The 22,239-nt window shown below is 56.7% G+C and carries 15 protein-coding genes; 8 read left to right on the plus strand and 7 right to left on the minus strand.

The features are described 5' to 3' along the window. The first annotated feature begins 35 nt into the window (after positions 1-35). Positions 36-1,265 (plus strand): nucleoside recognition domain-containing protein, encoded by a 1,230-nt coding sequence (locus VRY85_RS14240; RefSeq protein ID WP_414599288.1) that lies wholly within the window; start codon positions 36-38, stop codon positions 1,263-1,265. Here VRY85_RS14240 and rsmA read toward each other — a convergent pair. From rsmA to VRY85_RS14255, 3 genes are read right to left on the minus strand one after another with little or no spacing between them, the layout of a single operon-like run. Next, positions 1,258-2,040 (minus strand): 16S rRNA (adenine(1518)-N(6)/adenine(1519)-N(6))-dimethyltransferase RsmA, encoded by a 783-nt coding sequence (gene rsmA, locus VRY85_RS14245; RefSeq protein WP_414599268.1) that lies wholly within the window; start codon positions 2,038-2,040, stop codon positions 1,258-1,260. The genes VRY85_RS14240 and rsmA overlap by 8 nt on opposite strands. Before the next feature lie 2 nt (positions 2,041-2,042). Beyond that, the gene (locus tag VRY85_RS14250) at positions 2,043-3,530 is read right to left on the minus strand and encodes a peptidylprolyl isomerase (protein ID WP_414599269.1); all 1,488 of its coding nucleotides are present in this window, start codon (positions 3,528-3,530) and stop codon (positions 2,043-2,045) included. Next, entirely contained in the window at positions 3,527-5,908 is a 2,382-nt protein-coding gene (locus tag VRY85_RS14255; RefSeq protein ID WP_414599270.1) for an LPS-assembly protein LptD, read from the minus strand. The genes VRY85_RS14250 and VRY85_RS14255 overlap by 4 nt, the downstream gene beginning before the upstream one ends. A gap of 122 nt (positions 5,909-6,030) precedes the next feature. Between VRY85_RS14255 and VRY85_RS14260 the strand changes: the two genes are divergently transcribed. From VRY85_RS14260 to VRY85_RS14270, 3 genes are all read left to right on the plus strand, one after another. Beyond that, positions 6,031-7,080, plus strand: coding sequence for an aminoglycoside phosphotransferase family protein (locus tag VRY85_RS14260; protein WP_414599271.1), 1,050 nt, complete (start codon positions 6,031-6,033; stop codon positions 7,078-7,080). Continuing rightward, positions 7,077-7,766, plus strand: a complete 690-nt coding sequence (gene murU / locus VRY85_RS14265) for an N-acetylmuramate alpha-1-phosphate uridylyltransferase MurU (RefSeq protein ID WP_414599272.1) — start codon at positions 7,077-7,079, stop codon at positions 7,764-7,766. Before VRY85_RS14260 ends, murU begins: the two co-directional genes overlap by 4 nt. An 89-nt stretch (positions 7,767-7,855) precedes the next feature. After that, positions 7,856-8,557 carry a DUF6776 family protein gene (locus VRY85_RS14270; RefSeq protein WP_414599273.1) on the plus strand — a complete coding sequence of 234 codons (702 nt, stop codon included), beginning with the start codon at positions 7,856-7,858 and terminating at the stop codon, positions 8,555-8,557. 87 nt (positions 8,558-8,644) lie between these two features. Here VRY85_RS14270 and VRY85_RS14275 read toward each other — a convergent pair whose 3' ends face one another. From VRY85_RS14275 to VRY85_RS14290, 4 genes are all read right to left on the minus strand, one after another. Next, the gene (locus VRY85_RS14275; RefSeq protein ID WP_414599274.1) at positions 8,645-9,436 is read right to left on the minus strand and encodes a MetQ/NlpA family ABC transporter substrate-binding protein; all 792 of its coding nucleotides are present in this window, start codon (positions 9,434-9,436) and stop codon (positions 8,645-8,647) included. Positions 9,437-9,457: 21 nt separating this feature from the next. Next, positions 9,458-10,117, minus strand: coding sequence for a methionine ABC transporter permease (locus VRY85_RS14280; RefSeq protein WP_414599275.1), 660 nt, complete (start codon positions 10,115-10,117; stop codon positions 9,458-9,460). Next, the gene (locus tag VRY85_RS14285) at positions 10,114-11,124 is read right to left on the minus strand and encodes a methionine ABC transporter ATP-binding protein (RefSeq protein ID WP_414599276.1); all 1,011 of its coding nucleotides are present in this window, start codon (positions 11,122-11,124) and stop codon (positions 10,114-10,116) included. The genes VRY85_RS14280 and VRY85_RS14285 overlap by 4 nt, the downstream gene beginning before the upstream one ends. A gap of 280 nt (positions 11,125-11,404) precedes the next feature. Then, the gene (locus VRY85_RS14290; RefSeq protein WP_414599277.1) at positions 11,405-12,592 is read right to left on the minus strand and encodes an EAL and HDOD domain-containing protein; all 1,188 of its coding nucleotides are present in this window, start codon (positions 12,590-12,592) and stop codon (positions 11,405-11,407) included. 630 nt (positions 12,593-13,222) lie between these two features. Between VRY85_RS14290 and glnA the strand changes: the two genes are divergently transcribed. The 4 genes from glnA (at position 13,223) to VRY85_RS14310 (ending at position 22,218) form a co-directional block, all read left to right on the plus strand. After that, positions 13,223-14,629, plus strand: a complete 1,407-nt coding sequence (glnA, locus tag VRY85_RS14295) for a type I glutamate--ammonia ligase (RefSeq protein WP_414599278.1) — start codon at positions 13,223-13,225, stop codon at positions 14,627-14,629. A 24-nt stretch (positions 14,630-14,653) separates the two neighbouring features. Further along, positions 14,654-15,796: a nitrogen regulation protein NR(II) gene (gene glnL / locus VRY85_RS14300; RefSeq protein ID WP_414599279.1), complete on the plus strand. Its 1,143-nt coding sequence runs from the start codon at positions 14,654-14,656 to the stop codon at positions 15,794-15,796. Beyond that, a complete protein-coding gene (ntrC, locus tag VRY85_RS14305; RefSeq protein WP_414599280.1) occupies positions 15,793-17,229 on the plus strand; it encodes a nitrogen regulation protein NR(I) in 1,437 nt (478 codons plus the stop codon). The genes glnL and ntrC overlap by 4 nt, the downstream gene beginning before the upstream one ends. 228 nt (positions 17,230-17,457) lie before the next feature. After that, complete coding sequence (locus tag VRY85_RS14310; protein WP_414599281.1) at positions 17,458-22,218, plus strand: glutamate synthase-related protein; 4,761 nt, start codon at positions 17,458-17,460, stop codon at positions 22,216-22,218. Positions 22,219-22,239 lie beyond the last annotated feature (21 nt).

Here is a 22,239-nt window from a genome sequence, read left to right on the forward strand (position 1 = left end):
CAAGCAGCGCGTAGTTCGTGTCACTATTATGGCTTATGCTCAACACGCTCTGGCTCGCCTTTTTCATCGTCTCCATGGTCGCTGCGCTCTTCCAGTGGCTGGTGTTGCACGATCCCGACGTTTTCTCCCGCATTGTCGCCGCCCTGTTCGAGATGGCCGGCCTGTCAGTGGAGATCATGGTGCTGCTGTTTGGCACCTTGACGCTCTGGATGGGCTTTCTGCGTATCGCTGAAGCGGCCGGCCTGGTGCAAGGGCTGGCGCGCTTGCTAGCCCCACTATTTCATCGACTGATGCCGGAAGTGCCTCCCGGCCACCCCGCGCTGGGGCTCATCACCATGAATTTCGCCGCTAACGGCCTGGGGCTGGATAACGCCGCCACTCCCATCGGGCTGCGCGCCATGCATGCGCTGCAAAGCCTCAACCCCGAACCACGTACTGCCACCAACGCGCAAATCCTGTTTCTGGTGCTGAACGCATCTTCACTCACTCTGCTACCCGTTACGATTTTCATGTACCGGGCCCAACAAGGTGCTGCCGAACCGGCCCTGGTATTTCTGCCTATTCTGTTGGCGACCAGCGCCTCCACCCTTGCTGCCCTGCTGTCGGTGGCCTTCATGCAGCGGCTGCGCCTGCACGATCCCGTCGTGCTGCTGTGGCTGGCAGGCACGGCCCTGTTAATCGGCGGGCTAATGGCCCTGCTGGCAGGCATGGGTGCCGCCGCCATCAGTGCGACATCCAGCCTGCTGGGTAATCTGGTGTTGATATCCATCATCGTGCTGTTTTTGGTGTGCGGGGCAATCAAGAAAGTACCGGTATACGAGAGCTTTGTAGAAGGCGCCAAAGATGGCTTCGATGTCTCGAAAAACTTGCTGCCCTACCTAGTGGCCATGCTTTGCGCTGTGGGTGTGTTACGTGCATCGGGCGTACTCGATATGCTGCTGACCGGTATCCGCGAAGCGACGTTGTGGGTGGGGTTGGACGCCCGCTTTATCGATGCGTTACCCACCGCTTTGGTTAAGCCGTTTTCAGGCAGCGCGGCGCGCGCCATGCTGATTGAGACCATGCAACACTTCGGCGTGGACAGTTTCCCTGCCCTGTTGGCAGCCACCATGCAAGGCAGCACGGAAACCACTTTCTACGTGGTGGCAGTGTATTTCGGTGCTGTGGGCATACAGCGCGTACGCCACACCATAGGCTGCGCTCTGCTTTCCGACCTGGCTGGCGTTCTGGCGTCTATCGCCGTGTGCTATTGGTTTTTTACTTGAGACGACCGGCGTCGACCAACTGGTCTGATAAAGCCATAAACTGCGCCGGGCTGACGGCTTCGGCTCGGTCGGTGGGGGCGATGCCCAGGGCGTCCCAGTCGATATCGGCAGCCCAATCGGCCAGCACGCGGCGCAACATTTTGCGGCGCTGCGAGAACGCCTGTGCCACAACCTGAGCGAAGGCGGCCTCACTGCGCGGGCGTGGGCGTTCGTCCGGCAAGGGAATCATGCGCACCACTGACGACACCACCTTAGGCGGCGGGTCAAAGGCATCCGGTGCGACATCGAAAAGTTTTTCCATGGCGTATCGGGCTTGCAGCATGATGGACAGACGCCCGTAATCGCTGCTACCCGGCTCTGCCACCATGCGGTCAATGACTTCGCGTTGCAGCATGAAGTGCTGGTCGAGCACTTGATCCGCGTATTCCGCCAAATGGAACAGCAATGGGCTGGATATGTTGTAAGGCAGATTGCCGACAATGCGTAGCGACGCCCCCAGCGTGGAAAAATCCACTGTCAAAGCGTCGGCCTCAACGACGGTCAGGCGGCTGGCCGCCCAGGTGTTGCGTAGACGTGCGGCCAGATCGCGGTCAAGCTCAACCACAGTGAGATGCTCGACTGATTCCAGCAACGGCGCAGTCAGCGCCGACAGACCTGGCCCGATCTCCACCATGGAATCGTCAGCCCTAGGGTGGATGGCGCGCACAATCTGATCGATGACACCGGCATCGACCAGAAAATGCTGCCCAAAGCGTTTACGTGCCTGATGGGCCATGCTTATCGGCGCTGCGCATTGCGATTGGATTGCGGGTCGAGCCGATTATCCACATAGGCTTCGCCGTACAGTTCGTTCAGCCACTGGTCGACCGCCGGCTCAATGCGCCGCTGGAAGAGAATCTGGCGGGCCTGCATACGCTGATATTCCTGCCCCATATCTTGGTTGCGGCGTTCCAGCACTTCGACAATATGCCAACCAAACGGCGATTTGAACGGCTTGCTGATTTCGCCGGGCTGCAGAGAATTCATGGTCTGCTCAAAAGCGGGGACGGTTTCGCCCGGCGAGAGCCAACCAAGATCGCCGCCTTGAGGAGCGGTGGCGTCATCAGAGTGACGGCGCGCCAGTTCCTGGAAAGACTCGCCGGCTAGCAACCGATCGCGCAACTGGCGCAAACGCTGCTCGGCCTGCTCATCGGATGTGATCTGATTGGTGCGAACCAGAATATGCCGCGCGCGTGTTTGCGTGACAATCATGGGGCCTTGCTCAATCTGCGACTGGCCTGCCATGGAAAAGTCCTGCTGCGGCTGCGCCTGCGCGGAGCGTGACTCCTCGCCCCGGGTAAGGACCTTGAGAATGTGAAAGCCTTGGCCGCTGCGGAACACCCGCGACACCTGCCCTGCTTTCAGGCCTTTTGTCGCTTCGATGAAAAGATCAGGCCAGCCTTCTACCGGCCGCACGCCCAATACGCCGCCTTCAAGCGCCTGTGGCCCATCAGAAGAAGAAGCGGCCAAGCCGGCAAAATCTGCGCCCGCCTGCACCTGAGCCAATAATTGCTCAGCCCGATTCTGCAATTGGTTAACTTCCGCCGAACTGGCCTGCTCGGGCACGGCCACGAGAATCTGCGCCAGCCCCAGTATGCGCGGTTCTGTCTGCTGTTGTGGCGGCGCCGAAACAGGTGCCGATGAACCTGGCACACGCAGCGCACGCCCTTGATTACGCAAGAAGGCATCGACTTCGGCATCGCTGATACTGATGGTGGAGTCGACTTGGCGCTGACGCAAGAGGTCGAAGCTGATCTCCTTGCGTAAACCGTCGAGGTAACGCTCCCAGGGCATATTTTCTTCAATCGCTTTGCGCAGTTCGTCGGGCGAAATATTATTGCGCTCGGCAATCGTTTCTATTCCCCGCTGCACTTGAGCATCTGTCACCCGGATGCCCAGACGCCGGGCTTCCTGACTTTGCAGCTCTTCGATGATCATGCGCTGTAAGACCTGGCGCTGCAGCACTGAGCGCTCGGGAACCGGAATACCCTGCGCCCGCAAATTTTGCGCGACATCGGCCACTTCGGTATTGACCTGCTTAAGCGTAATAACCTGCTTGTTAACCACAGCGGCAATGCCATCGACAAATTGCTGGGATGACGCCGCAGGCGGCGAAGACGCCTCAACCGCCGGGGTGGCGGCAAGACTGGCGGATGCCAAGCTGGCGCCCATCACGGACATCAGCAAAATGGTCAAGCGGCGCCGGGCATGCACACTGCGCATCATTGATACCTCTCGAAAACGGTTTTCTCTGGTATGGGTGTATTGATATCCTGGTATCCGACGACCCGTTCACGAACCAAGCTCATGGGGTCAGACCCGATGCCGCCCAGGCCGGATAGTTCAAGCTGGAAAAATACTGCGGTATTCGCTTCTTGACGCGCCACCGCATAACGCTGTAAGACCACCCGGGCCGACCAGCAGCAATTGCCCTTGTACTCAAGCCCCAGGATGGACTGCGTGGAACGACTTTCTTTCAGCGAGTAATCATAACGCCCCAGGGCATACCACTGATTGTTCAGCGGCCACTGGCCTGCCAGCGTAACCTGTTCGCGGCCTTGGTCGTCTTCTGGCAGCACTTTGTAATCTTGATCCCTGATCTGACGCGGGTCGCGCTGATAACGATACCAGGCTGATACGCTGGCCAAGCGCTTGGGCTCCCAGCGCACACCCGTAGATAAACGGTTGCGTTCGTTGAAATCCGGGTTGAACTGACCATCAAAGCGCACGCTGAGCTTATCCGTAAGCGCCGCCTGAGCCCCCACGAGGTAGTCGGATTTACTGCGGATACGGGGTGTATCTCCCGGTTCCAGTGTGACACGCTGATCCTTGAAGGAGCGCCGTTGCGCAACCGATAGCGACAAGCGTTCAAAGCCGGTGTCGGCATCCAGCCAGCGCGAGGTCAGGCCAATAGTAAGCTGATTGGCGTCGGCAATACGATCCCATCCGCCACTGAAAATATTTTCACTAAAGGCTTGGCTGAAACTGAAGTCGGAATAGGCCGTATCAAAGATGGGAAGCTGCGACTGATCGCGATACGGCACGTACAAGTAGTACAGACGCGGCTCTAGCGTCTGAATGGCCGCATTGCCGAACAAAGTCGCATCGCGCTCGAAGGTCATGCCTGAGTCAATGGACAGAATGGGCACAGAACGTGAGTGAGTTTTATCGCGGCCCCGGTAGCGAGTCAGTTCATCCGCATACCAGTCGATGTTGTACTGGCTTAAATGCAGACCGGCCTTGGGCGTCAAATACCAACCCGCGCGCACAATGGGGTAGGCCACAGAGGTGTAGGAGCTAAAGCGGTCGCCATCGGGGGCGATGCGAATGTCGCGGTACTCATCGAAAGCCGACAACGTGCCCGAATAGAACGGCATGGAAAAACGTGTAGCGTAGTTTTCCGAAACCACGTCAAAGCCGCCCCAATCATAACGAGCCGCCCTGATATGGAGTTCGGGCAGCTTATCGTACTGGGGTTGCAGATAATTGTCGGTATTACGATCCTGCAAAGTCTGATACTTATGCACGGACAACGAGCCGCTGACATATGGCGAGCCTGCCCAGGACAAGCTGGCAGAACTAGCCAACCATGAAGTCGAGGCCTCGTTCAGACCAAACGCAGAAAAATCGCGGAAGTAGTCATCGTCAGACACCTTGCGTACGTCGATATTTGCACGCAAGCCCCCGACCAACGCCTGGCTGTGCTTAACCCCGTAATACCAGCGATCGCGATCCGATTCGCGGTCACTGTTCAGGTACGTGCCTTCCAGCGTGCCACTGTACGTGTGGCCCAGATAGCGGAACTCGCTACCGAGCTGCAGGCCACGCTTGGCCATGATGCGTGGCGTCAGCGTAAGGTCGTAGTTAGGCGCCAGGTTGAAATAATAGGGAACTGAAAATTCCATACCGCCCGCTGTGGACGTACCATAAGTGGGCATCAGAAAGCCCGACTTGCGTTCCTTGCGTATGGGAAAGGTCAGGTAAGGCGAATAGAGAATCGGCACATTCTTGAAATACAACGTGCCATGGCGGGCTACGCCCTCGTTTTCCTCGAAGCGCAGGTCAACTTGGCGAGATTTGATATACCAAGCCGGGTCTGGGCACGGGCAACCGCTATAGGTGACCCGGTTCAGCCTCATATGGTTGGTGCTGAAAATATCAGCACTTTCCGCCTGCCCTGCGCCGCCCGTCGCGCCCAGCCAGAAATCCGGCTCGGTGATTTCACCGGTTTCAGCATCAATGTTGTAATCGAAGCCCGGCGCCTTCACAATGCTGGCTTCGCGCATGATGAGCCCATTGCCACGCACCTTGAGCTGCCCGGTGGAACGATGGTAGTCAATACGATCGCCCTTAACCACGGAATCGATACGGCGGACTTCCGCATTACCGGTCAATACCACCGTGCCATCTTCATCCGATTGGATATCGTCAGCAATCAGGAACGCCGACATCTGGTCTTCTTCGAGCACATGGGTTCGAAGCTTGGAGGACACCTGTAAATCCGTGCCTATCTGCGCCTTGATAGCCTCTACCTGTGCAGGGGCCGCCACCGCAGCCTGCCCGCACCCGTATGCAATGAGTATTGACCCCCAGACCGAACGCACGAATGTTTCGTCCTTAAAAAAACCGATTATATTTTGGCTCCGCCGCCCCGCCTTGAAGCGATGTTCCTACGCTTCAGAAAACTCAGGCGAGCCGGTATTATAGTGAGAGAATGCCGCAAATTATGGAATCCCGAATCTCCCTTCAAACAGATGACCGCTTGGCCCTGCTGCGCGCCTGGCTTGCCACCCTGCCCGCCGAACTCGGCGTGTCCGCCGATAGCTTGCGCCCGGCGTCCAGCGATGCGAGTTTTCGCCGCTACTTTCGCATAGACCTGAATACAGGTACCGCCGTCATTATGGATGCCCCGCCGGAGCGCGAAGATTGCCGCCCTTTTCTGCATGTGGGCGAACGCCTGAACGCAGCGGGCCTGCGTGTGCCACACATTCTGGCGCAGAATCTTGAGCAAGGCTTTCTGCTGATGTCCGACTTGGGCGCCAGCAATTTTTACCAAGCTTTACAGCAAGACCTCGACGAAGCCACCTTGCACAGCTTGTACCGCCCGGCCCTGCAAGCCCTGGTGCACATGCAAAAAGCGCCCTGCAACGACCTTCCCGCATACGATGGCCGGCGGTTGCTGGACGAGCTTTCCGTATTCCGTGAATGGTATGTGGAGAAGCATTTCAACGCTACGCTCACACCTGCCGAAGACGCCGCGCTAGCTGAAGTCTTTGCCAAGCTGACCGCCGACAATGCCGCGCAGCCCACCGTACTGGTACACCGCGATTACCATTCGCCCAATCTCATGTTGCCGGAAACGCTCGGAGGCGCCCCTGGAATCATTGACTTCCAGGATGCCGTCGCAGGCCCCATCACCTACGACATCGCCTCACTGGCTTTTGACGCTCGCCATACGTGGGAAGAAGACCGTCAGCTCGACTGGGCAATTCGCTACTGGGAAATGGCGCGCGACGCCGGCCTGCCTGTGGGCGACGACTTCGCCACCTTCCACCGTGCCTACGAATGGATGAGCCTGCAACGCAATCTGCGTGTGTTGGGTGTGTTCGTGCGGCTTTCACTACGCGACAATAAGCATCATTATCTCGATCACCTGCCCCGCGTAAACAACTATGTTCGCCAAGTCGCGAGCCGTTATGGCACTTTCAGGCCACTGATGCGCTTGCTGGATCGGCTGGAAGGTGTGCAACCTGTCAACCCACTGGGCTTTGCATGAAAGCCATGATTCTGGCAGCAGGGCGCGGCCAACGCATGCGACCGCTCACCGATCACACTCCCAAACCATTGCTTAAAGTGGGCGGTAAGCCGCTGATCGTCTGGCATATCGAAAAACTTGTCGCCGCTGGTCTGCCTGACATTGTTATCAACTGCGCCTGGTTAGGGCACCGCCTCCAAGAAGCGCTGGGCAATGGCGAGCGTTATGGCGCAAGGCTAACCTGGTCGCCCGAAGACCCCGCACTGGAAACAGCAGGAGGCATCGCCCGCGCCCTACCGCACCTGGAGCCGGAGCCCTTTCTGGTGGTAAATGGTGACGTCTGGTGTGATTGGGATTTCGGGCAGGCTGGCGAGCGAGCCGCCCAGCTACGCGATACGCAGGCTCTGGCTTGGTTGCTATTGGTTGATAACCCGCCCCACCACACCCTGGGCGACTTCAGCCTGGACGCCACTGGGTTCATCAGGGCGCGTGACGCTGCTCAGCACAATCTGACTTTCTCGGGCATTGGCGTGTACCGGCCGGAGCTTTTTGCCACTGTCTCAGGCAATACGCCCGCCCCCCTCGCTCCCGTATTGCATGAAGCCATACAAAAGAAAAGCTTGATTGGCAGCCGCCATACTGGACAATGGCTTGACATCGGCACACCCGAACGCCTGCAACACCTCGACACTCAACTCACATTGTGAAAGCTGGCCGATCCGGATACGGGCTTGTTAAACTGCCAGCTGGGCGCACAGCCCATTTTTTGCACGTGAAAGGAATAAAAAGGTAAACCATGTTCGGATCGTCGAAGCGACAAGCATTCAGACCTACCGCCTACGGCCACTCCCGTCGACGTCGGGGCATTCCGAGGTGGCTGGTTTTGTTGCTCACCGGCATTGTCCTGGGCGCAGGCGGCCTTCTGTTTCTACAAAAGAGCTACGGCCCGACCCGCCTGACCGTCGAGCAATCAGAACAACTGCACTACGATCTCAACAGTGCAAACATGGATAAGCAGCGCCTGCAGTCGCAGCTCAACCAGCACGCTCAGGAACTCAAGGAAGCGCACGCACGCATTCAGTCGCAAGAAGCAGCGCTGAATGAGCGTCAGGCCGAGATCGACCGCCTAAGCTCCGATGTGGCCCTGTTCACTGAAACCGCTCCGGAAGACCCCCGTGGCACCTCCCCTGGCATCCGTGCCGTCTCATTCAACTTTGCAGACGGCCAGCTCGACTACCATATTCTGGTGATGCAAGATGCCGACAAGGCGCAGCCTTTCAAGGGCGAGGTCACTCTGACGGCAGCAGGCCGCTACAGCAACGGCCGTAACGGCAACGAAGAACTGGCTCCCTTCCCTGTTTCATTGGAGCGCTACACGCACTTACAAGGCACAGTGGAAGTCCCGGAAGGCTTCACCCCACGCGAAGTCACCATCCAGATTCGCGCCGAAGGTTCCGACCGGGTAAGCGCTATGCGCGTCATTCGCGTTCCCCGCTAATCCCTGCCGTTCACTCCGAGAATCCCACAAAAAAAACGACTCTTGCCTAAGCAGAGTCGCTTTTTTTACTCAGCAAGATTTCTGGATTCAGAAGGCTGGAACAATCGCACCCTTGTACTGCTTCTGAATGAACTCACGCACCTCGTCGGTCTGCAACGCCTTCACCAATTTTTGCACCGCCGCATCATCTTTTTTGGCGGCAGTCGTGGCAACCAGATTGGCATATGGCGAATCCTGGCCTTCCAGGAACAGGGCGTCATCAACAGGATTCAACCCTGCTTCCAGCGCGTAGTTGGTGTTGATCAACGCAATGTCCACATCGGGCAACACGCGCGGCAGCGTAGCGGCTTCCAGCTCACGGAAACGCAGCTTCTTGGGGTTTTCAGCGATATCGCGAGCGGTGGCCAGAATATTGTTAGGGTCCTTGAGCGTGATCAGCCCCTGAGCCTGTAAAAGCAACAAGGCGCGCGCACCGTTGGACGGGTCATTCGGCAGTGCCACTTGAGCGCCGTCCTTCAGCTCGTCGATGCTTTTGATTTTGCTGGAATACGCACCGAACGGCTCGACGTGAACCAGCCCGACCGATACGAGGTCGGTCTTGCGCTCGCTGTTATATGAATCCAGATAGGGCTTGTGCTGGAAGAAGTTGGCATCCAGCTGGCCATCTGCCACTTGTGCATTGGGTTGCACGTAGTCGGTAAACACTTTGATATCAAGTTCCACGCCTTCTTTGGCCAGCACGGGCTTAACGAATTCCAACAGCTCGGCGTGAGGCACGGGCGTAGCAGCCACACTGAGCTTTTCAGCTTGGGCGGCGGAGGTTGCAAACAGAGCAGCCAACGCAAGCGTTGCGGCAGGGGCGAATGTTTTGAACAACATGGTTTTTCTCCAAAAACAAACTTATTTACGATTCAAACGGGCAACCAGACGGTCGCCAAACACTTGCAGCAACTGCACCATGATGACAAGAATCACCACAGTCACAATCATGACATCGGTTTGATAGCGCTGATATCCAAATCGCAGGGCGAGATCCCCCAGGCCGCCACCGCCAATCACGCCGGACATGGCCGAATACCCCACCAATGCGATGGCAGTGACAATAATTGCCGCCACAATGCCGGTCATAGCTTCAGGCAGCAAAGCTAACAACACGGTTTCACGGGAATTTGCTCCCATAGCGCGGCAGGCTTCCGAAACACCGGGGTCCAGTTCCCGCAGCACGTTTTCCACCAGACGCGCGAAGAAGGGAGCAGCACTGGCCACTAAAGGCGGAATTGCGCCCTCAACGCCCAAAGACGTACCGGCCAGCACCCTAGTCAGGGGAATCATCACAATCAAAAGAATCAGGAAGGGCACTGAACGCAGCACGTTCACAATGAACGACAACGTCTGGTAAACCGGCGCATTGGCCAACATCTGTCCAGCGCTGGCAAGGAACAACACCACCCCCAACGGCAAGCCGATAATGACAGTGAACAGCAGCGAAAACCCTGTCATCAGAAAAGTATCAACGGTCGCTTCGCCAATCAGCAACCAATCTATATTGCCAAAGTTCATTGCTGCAGTTCCTCGCATTCCACGCCATGGGTGCGCAACACTTGGGGCAGTTGACTGACAAGGTGAGGCTCGCCTTGCACAGCCACCACCAACTGGCCGTAGGGGGTTTCTTTGATGCGCCCCACCGAGCCTTGCAAAATACTGAGATCCACTCCCAGATCGCGGCTGACATGGCTGAGTAACGGTTGCAAAGCGGCATCGCCCCGGAAACTCAGGCGCAACAGCCGGCCATCCATGCCTTGCGCCATGTCACGCCAGCCCTCGGCGTCGACGCCACTTTCTGACAAGAGGGACTGGGTCACTTCATGCTGAGGATGCAAAAAGACATCCACGACATCACCCGATTCGACAATCCGGCCCGCATCTATCACGGCCACGCGATCACAAACCGTGCGAATGACGTCCATGCCGTGGGTGATCAGAACGATGGTCAGCCCGAGGTCACGATTGATCTCGACCAGCAAGCGCAAAATGGATTGTGTAGTTTCCGGATCCAGCGCCGAAGTAGCTTCATCGCACAACAACAATTGTGGTTTGCTGGCCAGCGCACGGGCAATCCCTACGCGCTGTTGTTGGCCGCCCGACAACTGGCGTGGATATTTATCAGCGTGTTCCGATAAACCCACCAACGCCAACACCTCGGCGGCTCGTTCACGTTGCTGGCGCCGGTTCAAACCAGCCAGGCGTAAGGGGAAGCAGACATTGTCCAGCACAGTACGCGAGTTCAGAAGATTGAAATGCTGGAACACCATGCCGACAGACTGCCTGAACTTGCGCAGCTCGGCCTCTCCGTAGGCCGTGATGTCTTGGCCATCAATCAGCACCCGCCCTTCCGTGGGCCGCTCCAGCAAATTGAGCATGCGGATCAGCGTACTCTTGCCCGCCCCAGAGCGCCCGATAATGCCGAAAATTTCACCACGCTCGATACGCAGGCTCACGCCCGCCAGCGCATGGGATACACGGTCAGGGCTGACATACGTTTTACGCAGGTTTTCCAGGACGATCAAAACGGGGCTCTCTATAGGAGACAGCGGCAGGATCACTGCAGCGGACGGCAGAATTTACCATGAGGTTTCGCAAAATTTGGCTATAGCTTACAACCCCTAGCTATAAGCACCACATGCTGGGAAGCCCCACATTCTATCAACGCTGCCAATGCTCGGGCGCTATTCTTGGTGCAAACACCGCCCATTGCCGATACCCTTGGAGGTTCGCAAGCCTGATACCGCCCCCCATTCATAAAGCCGGTTATCGACTTCGACTTTGAAAGCCAGGCCCCGGCTGTCCTTAAGCCGCCTTAATGAGCGACAGCATTTCATTTGTCCGAACTTGGCTTTGCATCCAGGTTTGATTAAAGAACTCTACCCGGTCCGGCGTCCAGCCGCCTGTCTGAGCATTTTCAAATGCCTCGATATCTTGAAGCAAACGCCCCAGCTCCCCTTCCCTGTTCAGAATCGCCACCATGAGCTCATTCGACAGCGCCAGTTCTTTTATGAAGTCTTGAGGTGACTTGCCCAGCAATGGGCCCATCATCGAAAGCAGCCCCAGCAGGAAGGCCGATTCCCCCACATGACTGATAGCGACATTGGCCAGACGCTCACACATGTCGGCACGGCATAGCGCTCGCGCGAGCAACAACTTACTAGCAGGCCCGTTATTGGCCATCAGCAAAGTAATCGCGATATTACGAACCTGATTCAAGCCCAAGGCCAGCAAGACTTGAAAAACCGTTTCAATCTTCCCACGATAAGGGAAGGCGGCCGAATTAGCGTAACGCAACAACAAGAATGTCAGTTGCGGGTCTTGAACAATGATGTTCTGAATTTCCCTGAAATCGGAGCCTCCCCGATTCAAAGCCGTAACCAGACGCAGCAGCGCTGCATGATTACTGCTACGCGCATTAGATAGCGACTCATAGGTTTCCGGGCGGGCGTAAAAATACCCTTGGAACAACTCAAATCCCATCGCGCTCAGCCGCTCGAACGTAGCGATATCCTCGACTTTTTCCGCTAAAAGCTTTAACCCTTTGCTTTTGTAAAGGCGAATCGCCTCTTCGTCGAGAGGCTGCATCATATCGACCTTAATAATGTCGGCAAAATCCAGCAGCGGCGCGGTTTCCTGATTTAGCATGAAATCATCCAAGGCCACTTCAAACCCCCGGGCTCGAATTTGCCTGAGTGATTCAAGTACATCTGTACTGCCGGTGACTGTCTCAAGCACTTCAATGACCACCTGCCCAGTGCTGGGCGGCAGTAAATCCGAACGCAACAACATATCCGCCGAAGCATTGACAAACACCTGGCGATTCCCCACCAACTTGTCCAGCCCTATTTCATAGAACGCAATATGACAGACACGAGCTGTTGCGGTCATCGCCTGCTCATCGCTCACGTTCACAAACGTAGCCGTGCCACTCTCGCGGTAAAGCAGTTCATCCGCCACATGTTCTAACTGCGCATCACATATGGGCTGCATGGCAATGCAGTAGTGTTGAAGATGAGCAGCATCACTTTCTTTGTTTTTCTCTGGGTACGCGATCACAACCGGGTTCCACCACTAAAAATTAAAACAACGGCTCAGACAAAACAGAACCTACTCGGGTCGGCCTGAAATCAATAATTCACCTCCGGCCACTATGGTGGCCAGATGATTAGCGTGTCATCGGCAGCCGGGCTGCAGCTCTAGCGAACACAGCATTTTTATAAATAGATAGTTACAACAATAAACAAGGGTATACCCTATACCATTCAGATCCACAACCATTGAGGGTGACAACAATCGTTAAGAAAAGTTGACCCCTCATGACGGTAGGGATTCGCCCCTTCCTCATTCGCCAGCATGGCCCTTAGTATCTCTGCCGGAATATTGATGGGAAACCCAGCCATCGACCTAAGTTCCTTATCTCCAGATCAACGACCCAATTTGGTGCAAAAACACATCAGCAACGCACCAATATGAGCCTGGCATGTGCTAGCACTGCATATTCAATCCATGCGGACAGAGCACGGTTATTCACAACGACCCACAAAAAAATATGGCACATGTTTTGCGTAACAGTTAAGTGCGAAAAGCCACACCCCTCCCACTCATACTGGAAGCAAATCTATGTCGTCCAAAACCGAATCCCTAATCAAGCAATATGACGCGCGCTGGGTAGACCTGCGCTTTACCGATACGCTGGGTAAGGAGCTTCATGTCACGTTTCCTTCGCAGGCCATGCAGGCCGATGCGTTTGAAAACGGCAAAATGTTCGACGGCTCCTCCGTTCACGGTTGGAAGGGCATTGAAGCCTCTGACATGGTGCTCATGCCGGACGACCAAACGGCGACCATCGACCCATTCGCCCAGGAGTCCACGGTTATTGTGCGTTGCAATGTGCTAGAACCCAGCACATTGCAAGGTTATGAACGGGACCCTCGTTCTATTGCACACCGCGCAGAAGCCTATCTGCGCAGCACCATGATCGCCGACACGGCATACTTCGGCCCTGAACCGGAGTTCTTCGTCTTTGATTCCGTGCAATGGAAAATTCAAATGCAGGAGGCCAGTTACCGGATTGATTCCGCCGAAGGAGCGTGGGCCACCGAATTAGCTATGGATGGCAAAAATTCTGGCCACCGCCCGCGCGTCAAAGGCGGCTACTTCCCGGTGCCTCCGGTCGACTCCTTGCAAGGCTTACGCACCGAAATGTGTAAGGCCATGCAGGCCATGGGGCTTGAAATCGAACTTCATCACCACGAGGTTGCCAACGCCGGGCAATGCGAAATCGGGGTGCCCTTCAATACCTTGGTTAACAAGGCCGATGAGGTGCAGATTCTTAAGTACTGCGTTCATAATGTGGCGCACCTGAATGGCAAAACCGCGACCTTTATGCCCAAGCCGCTGGAAGGCGACAACGGCTCCGGCATGCATGTGCACCAATCGCTGTTCAAAGATGGCGTCAACCTTTTTGCCGGGAACCACGCCGCCAATTTGTCGGAAATGGCCCTCTTCTATATCGGCGGCATCATTAAGCACGCCCGCGCTCTGAACGCCATTACCAATCCCGGAACGAATTCCTACAAGCGCCTGGTGCCGGGCTTTGAGGCGCCCGTCATGCTGGCCTATTCGTCCAGTAATCGTTCGGCTTCCATCCGTATCCCTTGGGTGACCCACCCCAAGGCGCGCCGGATCGAGTGCCGCTTTCCCGACCCGACGGCCAACCCCTACCTGTGTTTTTCTGCATTATTGATGGCAGGCCTGGATGGCATCCGCAACAAGATCCACCCTGGCGACCCCTTGAGCAAAAACCTCTATGACCTGCCGCCGGAGGAAGCCGCGAACATCCCCACCGTAGCGCAGAGCCTGGATCAGGCACTCGACGCCTTAATGGCTGACAAACACTTTCTGTTAGAGGGAGGTGTTTTTACTGAAGATATGCTGGAGGCTTATATCGAGTGCAAAATGAAAGAGGTCACGCGGCTGCGCCAAGCCGTGCACCCGGTGGAATTCGATTTATATTACAGTCTCTGACCCTTGGCGTAATGGGGAAAGCCTGTGAACACGGCAACTCGACCCTCTTCCAAAACCGACGCATTACGTGCGCGCGTACTGGAGTCGTTGTCGACTGCCGTGTTAGTACTGGATGAGCAGCTATGCGTACGCTACGCCAACCCGGCTGCCGAACAATTGCTGGCTACCAGCCTGACGCAGCTTAAGCAGCAACCCATCAGCGTTTTCTTTGACAATGCCACATGGCATGCCGCCAGCCTGCAGCATACGCTGACCACACAGCAACGCTATATCCAGCGCGAAGCCCGCCTCCACCGACCGGGAACCGCTCACTCCACCATGGTGGACTATAGCGTGACGCCGCTTTCGGCCACGCAATTACTGATCGAATTCCAACCCTTGGATCGTCTCTTGCGGATGAGTCGCGAAGGAAGTCTGTCTGTCGCCAACCAGGCCACTCGCGCCGTCGTACGCGGCATGGCGCACGAAATTAAAAACCCCCTTAGCGGCATTCGTGGTGCAGCACAATTGCTGGCGCGCGAACTGGATCGCACAGAACTACGCGAATATACAGAAGTCATCATCAACGAAGCTGATCGCCTGCGTGCACTGGCGGACCGGCTGCTAGGAGCGCGTAAACCGCCTGATTTCAAACGTATCAATATCCACCAGGTACTGGAGCGGGTACGCAGGGTTTTGCAGGCCGAAACGGGCCCTGCCATCCGAATTGTGCGTGACTACGACCCCAGCCTGCCGGATATCTGCGGAGATATGGATCAACTGATTCAAGTCGTACTCAACATCATGCGTAACGCCGCGCAATCTCTGCAGGAAACGCGAGAACGCACCGACCCTTCCGCTTCACACCCACCACACATTGTTCTGCGCTCCCGCGCCCGACGCCAATGCGTCATTGGTTCACAACGGCACCCATTAGTGTGTGTGGTCGAGGTGGAAGACAACGGCCCGGGTCTAGACCCAGACCTGCGCGAAACCGTGTTCTACCCCATGGTGACCGGCCGATCTCAAGGCACCGGGCTTGGCCTTCCTATTGCACAATCCATCATGCAACAACACGGTGGTTTGATCGAATGCGACAGTCGCCCCGGGTTGACCGTATTCCGCGTCCTCATTCCGTTTAATCCCGCTGAAGAATGCGCAACGGGCACTGGAGTTCACGCCCCATGAATGAACATATCTGGATCATCGACGACGACAAATCCATCCGTTGGGTATTGGAAAAAACCTTGCGAAACGCTTCGCTCAACATTACTTCATTCGACTCCGCCGACGCCGCATTGGCTCACCTTGCCGCTCGGGGTGCGCCCGACGTCATTATCAGCGACATCCGCATGCCCGGTCAGGATGGGTTGAACCTGCTGGCGCATATGCAACAGGCTTGCCCACATGTGCCAGTCATTATCATGACCGCACATTCTGATCTGGATAGCGCTGTGCAATCCTACCAAGGCGGCGCATTTGAGTATCTACCCAAGCCCTTTGATGTGGATGAAGCTCTCGCGCTTGTGCGCCGGGCCTTGACGCATGCGAGGCAGAAACACGCACAACACACCGCCACACAGCCGGCTATTGCTCAGGCAGACGGCATGATTGGCGAAGCCCCAGCCATGCAGGAAGTCTTCCGCACGATTGGCAGGTTATCGCAATCGAATGTCAGCGTGCTGATCAACGGCGCCTCCGGTACCGGCAAAGAACTGGTGGCGCGAGCACTGCACCGTCACAGCCCCCGTAAAAACGGGCGTTTTGTGGCCCTTAACATGGCAGCCATCCCACGTGATCTGATCGAGTCCGAACTGTTTGGCCACGAAAAAGGCACATTCACCGGTGCGGATGCCCAGCGCAAAGGGCGCTTTGAACAGGCCTCTGGCGGCACCTTGTTTCTCGACGAAATCGGCGACATGCCAATGGACGCACAAACCCGTTTATTGCGCGTCCTGTCGGAAGGCAGCTTCTATCGCGTCGGCGGGCATACCAGCATCCAGGCCGATGCACGCATCATTGCCGCCACCCATCAAGATCTGGAGTCTTTGGTGGAACAAGGCCGTTTTAGAGAAGACTTATTCTACCGGCTGAACGTCATTCGTATTCATCTGCCCAAGCTCAGCGAGCGCCGTGAAGATATCGTACGCTTGGCCCAATTTTTCCTGCAAAGAGCAGCACGCGATTTTGAAACCGAACCGCGCCGTCTGCTCCCCGAAACGCAGGAATATCTCACCCGACTCGACTGGCCTGGTAATGTTCGTCAATTAGAGAACGTCTGCCGCTGGCTGACCGTCATGTCCTCCAGCCGCGAGGTCATGATCAATGACCTGCCACCTGAACTGCTCACCCAAAAAAGCCATGACACCGGCCATGCCCCTTCATGGGAATCCGAGTTGGCGCAATGGACAACCACGGCACTGGCCAGTGGCCAGCAGGACTTGCTCGGGCAGGCGCTGCCCGCGTTTGAGCGGATCATGATCTCGGCCGCACTGCGGCACACTGCCGGACATCGAAGAGAGGCAGCCAAACTCCTGGGTTGGGGGCGCAACACTCTGACTCGCAAAATCCAGGAACTGGACCTGGACCTACCCATGGCCGGTGATGACGACGGCAACTAGCCTCATCTCGTACACCGACGCACAGTATTAGGGCGACGGCCGCACAAATTTGGCGCACACCCTGCCTCTTCAGCCAAGCCCCCTTTAAAAACCCTCAAAGAAACAAGCGCTTATCAGACCAAAAATATTGGCACAGCTTTTGCGTTGAATCGTCTTGCCGGCCACTACGCAACAACGTTTCAGTCGGCATTGCATTGGAATCATTCACATTCAAAGCGGAGTGCCCTTATGAAACGCGCGGCTGAAACACCCCCCTTCTCTGAGCAACAGGCAAGGTTTACGCCTGCTACCTCGCAAGAAATCACCGCGGCGGGCAGTGCTGGCCTGTATACCCATGCTGAACACGATGCCTGTGGCGTGGGGTTAGTTGCGCATATCAAAGGCCACAAAAGTCACGCGATTGTCGAACAGGGTCTCAAGATTCTGAAAAGTATCGACCATCGTGGTGCAGTCGGCGCCGACCCCTTGCTTGGCGATGGAGCCGGCCTGCTCATTCAGATCCCTGACGCGTTTTATCGCGCCGAAATGGCTCTACAAGGTATTAACCTCCCCGCACCAGGCGACTACGGTGTGGGCATGATCTTCCTGCCCAGAGAGGCCGCCTCACGCCAGGCCTGCATTGAGATGCTGGAACGCGCCGTGCGCATGGAGGGCCAGCACGTACTCGGCTGGCGTGAGGTGCCGGTCGATCACAGCCTGCCCTTGTCCCCCGCTGTCGTGGCCAGCGCGCCAGTCATCAAACAGATCTTCATCGGTCGTGGCGCCGATGTTCTTGTGCCCGACGCATTGGAACGCAAGCTTTACGTGATCCGCAAACTGGCCTCAGCCCGAATCAGCGCACTCAATCTCACTCACGGCGCCGAATACTACGTACCCAGCATGTCGTGCCGCACCGTGGTTTACAAGGGGTTGTTGTTGGCCGACCAAGTCGGAAAGTACTACCTGGATCTGCAAGACGAACGTGTTGAGTCAGCGTTAGCCCTGGTTCATCAACGCTTTTCTACCAACACCTTTCCCTCCTGGCCGCTGGCACACCCATATCGCATGGTTGCACACAACGGCGAGATCAACACCGTCAAAGGCAACTACAACTGGATGCGTGCACGCGAAGGCATGATGCGCTCACCCGTACTGAGCGATGACCTTCAAAAGCTGTATCCCATCAGTTCGAACGGGCAATCCGACACAGCCATTTTTGATAACACGCTCGAACTGCTGGTGATGGCCGGCTATCCGCTGGCGCAGGCGGCCATGATGATGATTCCCGAGGCGTGGGAACAACACAGCCTGATGGACGAACAGCGTCGCGCCTTCTATGAATATCACGCAGCCATGCTGGAGCCATGGGATGGCCCCGCAGCGATAGTTTTCACCGACGGTCGCCAGATCGGCGCAACGCTCGACCGTAACGGCCTGCGGCCGGCCCGCTTCATCGTCACCGACGATGATCTGGTAGTGCTGGCCTCCGAAGCGGGCGTACTGCCAATTGATGAAAAACGAATTGTTCACAAATGGCGTCTGCAACCGGGCCACATGTTTTTTATTGATCTCGAACAGGGACGCCTGATCCCAGACGAGGAAATCAAGGCAAAGTACGCTGCCGCCCGCCCTTACCGGCAATGGATAAACAATGTGCGGATCCGCCTTGCCGGCATTCCCGTTGGTGACGAAAAATCTGTTGGTGACGAGATATCGCCAACCGCCAGCACGAGCGCGTTAACCGTACGTCAGCAAGCCTTCGGCATGAGTCAGGAAGATCTGAAGCTGCTGCTCGCGCCCATGGCTGCGGGCCAGGGCGAAGGGTTAGGTTCAATGGGTAACGATGCACCTTTAGCCGTGCTGTCAGATCGCAGCAAACCGCTGTACAACTATTTTCGCCAACTGTTTGCGCAGGTCACCAACCCGCCTATCGACCCGATCCGTGAAGCAGTGGTGATGTCGTTGGTCTCCTTTATCGGCCCCCGCCCCGATCTGTTAGACATCAACACCCTCAACCCGGCCATCCGGCTGGAAGTGTCTCAGCCTGTGCTCGACGACAGCGATATGCGCCGCTTGCGGCATATCGGCGCCCACACCGGCGACAAACTGCGCACATCCGAAATTGATATCACCTACCCGGTGTCCTGGGGTAGAGACGGCATTGAAGCGCGTTTGCAAGCGCTGTGTGCCAAAGCCGCAGAGGCGACCCAAGCCGGATTCAATATATTGATTCTGACGGATCGCAAAACAGACGCTGATCATGTCGCCATCCCTGCTCTGCTGGCACTCTCGGCAATCCATCACCATCTGGTGAGCAACCGCCTGCGCACCGCCACGAGTCTGGTGGTAGAAACCGCAAGCGCCTGGGAAGTTCATCACTTTGCCGTCCTTGCCGGCTATGGTGCCGAGGCCATGCACCCCTATCTGGCATTGGAAACGCTGAGCAATATGGCTCCCCAGCTCGGGTTGGATGCCGAAGACGCCACACAGAACTTCATTAAGGCCGTCGGCAAAGGGCTCTCCAAAATCATGTCAAAAATGGGCATCAGTACGTATATGTCGTACTGCGGCGCGCAGATTTTTGAAGCAATTGGTTTGGAGGCCAACCTGGTTCAGAACTACTTTACCGGCACCCCCAGCCAAGTGGGTGGGCTGAGTATTTTTGATCTGGCCGAAGAGGCACTGCGCAATCATCAGCGTGCTTTTTCTCAAGGTCCCGCTCTTTCGCCCCGACTCGATGCCGGAGGCGAATACGCCTGGCGCCAGCATGGCGAAGAACATATGTGGACGCCGGACGCCATTGCCAAGCTGCAGCACAGTACTCGTTCTAACAACTACAAAACCTTTGAGGAATACGCCCAGATCATTAATGATCAGTCGCGTCGGCACATGACGCTGCGCGGCTTGTTCGAGTTCAACATGGACCCTGCCCGCGCCATTCCCCTGGATGCAGTGGAACCCGCCAGCGAAATTGTCAAACGTTTTGCCACGGGTGCCATGTCACTGGGCTCGCTCTCCACCGAAGCGCATGTCAACCTGGCCATCGCCATGAATCGCATCGGGGGCAAAAGCAATACAGGCGAAGGTGGCGAAGACCCCGCACGTTATCGACATGAAATGCGTGGCGAGCACATCCAGCCAGGCGTCATGCTCAGTGAGCGACTCGGGGCTGAAGTGCGGGTGGATTACCGCTTGAAAAAGGGTGACAGTCTACGGTCGCGAATCAAGCAAATCGCGTCCGGGCGCTTTGGTGTCACAACGGAGTACTTGGTCTCGGCCGATCAGATTCAGATCAAAATGGCTCAGGGCGCCAAGCCCGGAGAAGGCGGCCAACTGCCGGGAGAAAAGGTCTCTGACTATATCGGCAAGCTGCGCCATTCGGTGCCCGGCGTCGGTTTGATCTCGCCCCCGCCGCACCACGACATCTATTCCATCGAAGACCTCGCTCAGCTCATTCACGATCTGAAAAACGTCAATCCGCAGGCTGACGTATCGGTCAAACTGGTATCCGAATTTGGGGTGGGAACGGTGGCGGCAGGTGTTGCCAAGGCCAAGGCCGACCATATCGTCATTGCCGGACACGACGGCGGCACGGGCGCTTCCCCATGGTCCTCCATCAAACATGCGGGTTCTCCCTGGGAATTAGGGCTGGCTGAAACCCAGCAAACATTGGTGCTCAACCGCCTGCGTGGTCGCGTGCGGTTACAAGTGGATGGCCAGTTGAAAACCGGGCGCGACGTAGTGATTGGAGCCATGCTGGGCGCTGATGAGTTCGGCTTTGCCACCGCGCCGCTGGTTGCTTCGGGCTGCATCATGATGCGCAAATGCCACCTCAACACCTGCCCGGTAGGCATTGCCACTCAGGACCCCATATTGCGCCAACGTTTTACCGGCACACCAGAGCACGTCATCAATTTTTTCTTTTTCATTGCAGAAGAAGCGCGCCAGATCATGGCGCAACTGGGTGTTCGACGCATAGAAGATCTGGTAGGCCGCGCCGACCTGCTCAATACACGCCAGGGCATCCAGCACTGGAAAGCCAAAGGGCTGGACTTCAGCCGCATCTTTGCCCTGCCGACTGCCCCTGCGGAAGTAGAGCGTCGGCATCAGAACAGCCAGGAGCACGGCCTTGAAAAAGCGCTCGATAGGCAACTGCTCGCACGAGTTCGCCCCGAACTGATCAAGGGGGGGCGCGTCGTCTTGAATGCGACCGCGCGTAACGTAGACCGCAGTGTGGGTGCCATGCTCTCGGGCACACTTACGCGCCAATTCCCTGGCGGCTTAGCAGACGGCCGCGTCCACATTGAATTTACCGGCACCGGGGGCCAGAGCTTCGGCGCTTTCTTAACGCGCGGCATCACCTTTCGTATTATGGGTGAAGCCAATGACTATGCTGGAAAAGGCTTATCCGGCGGTCGCTTGGTGATCCGCCCTAGCGCCGACTTCAAAGGTCAGGCACTGGACAACATCATTGTCGGCAACACCGTTCTCTATGGTGCCACGGCGGGGGAAGCCTTTTTCTGCGGCGTGGCAGGTGAACGGTTTGCCGTGCGGCTGTCCGGCGCCGATGCGGTCGTTGAAGGGGTCGGCGACCACGGCTGCGAGTACATGACCGGCGGCACAGTGCTGGTTTTAGGCCAGACCGGCCGAAACTTCGCTGCAGGCATGTCTGGCGGCATTGCGTTTGTGTACGACGAAGGCGGTCAATTCACTCAACGCTGCAACACCGCACAAGTCGCACTCGACCCCGTGCTTGAAACCGGCGAACAACATGCCGCTGGTATTCCGCTTCATAACGGCCAGACCGACGAAGCCCTATTGCTACGTCTGCTTAAAGCACATATCGAGTGGACAGGATCTTTGCGTGCGCAAGCGCTATTGAAGAACTGGCCGCAAACGAGGGGACGTTTCATCAAGGTTTTTCCGCACGAATACCGCCACGCACTAAGCCGGCAACAGACACCCCTCCTATCAAAACCTGTGCCCATGCCACCGTTGCGCGCTGCCTGAGACGAACCCGGAGAGATAGCA

Origin of the sequence: Achromobacter sp. F4_2707, assembly GCF_047501535.1 — a bacterium.
In the GTDB taxonomy this organism is placed as follows: Bacteria; Pseudomonadota; Gammaproteobacteria; order Burkholderiales; family Burkholderiaceae_B; genus Yanghanlia.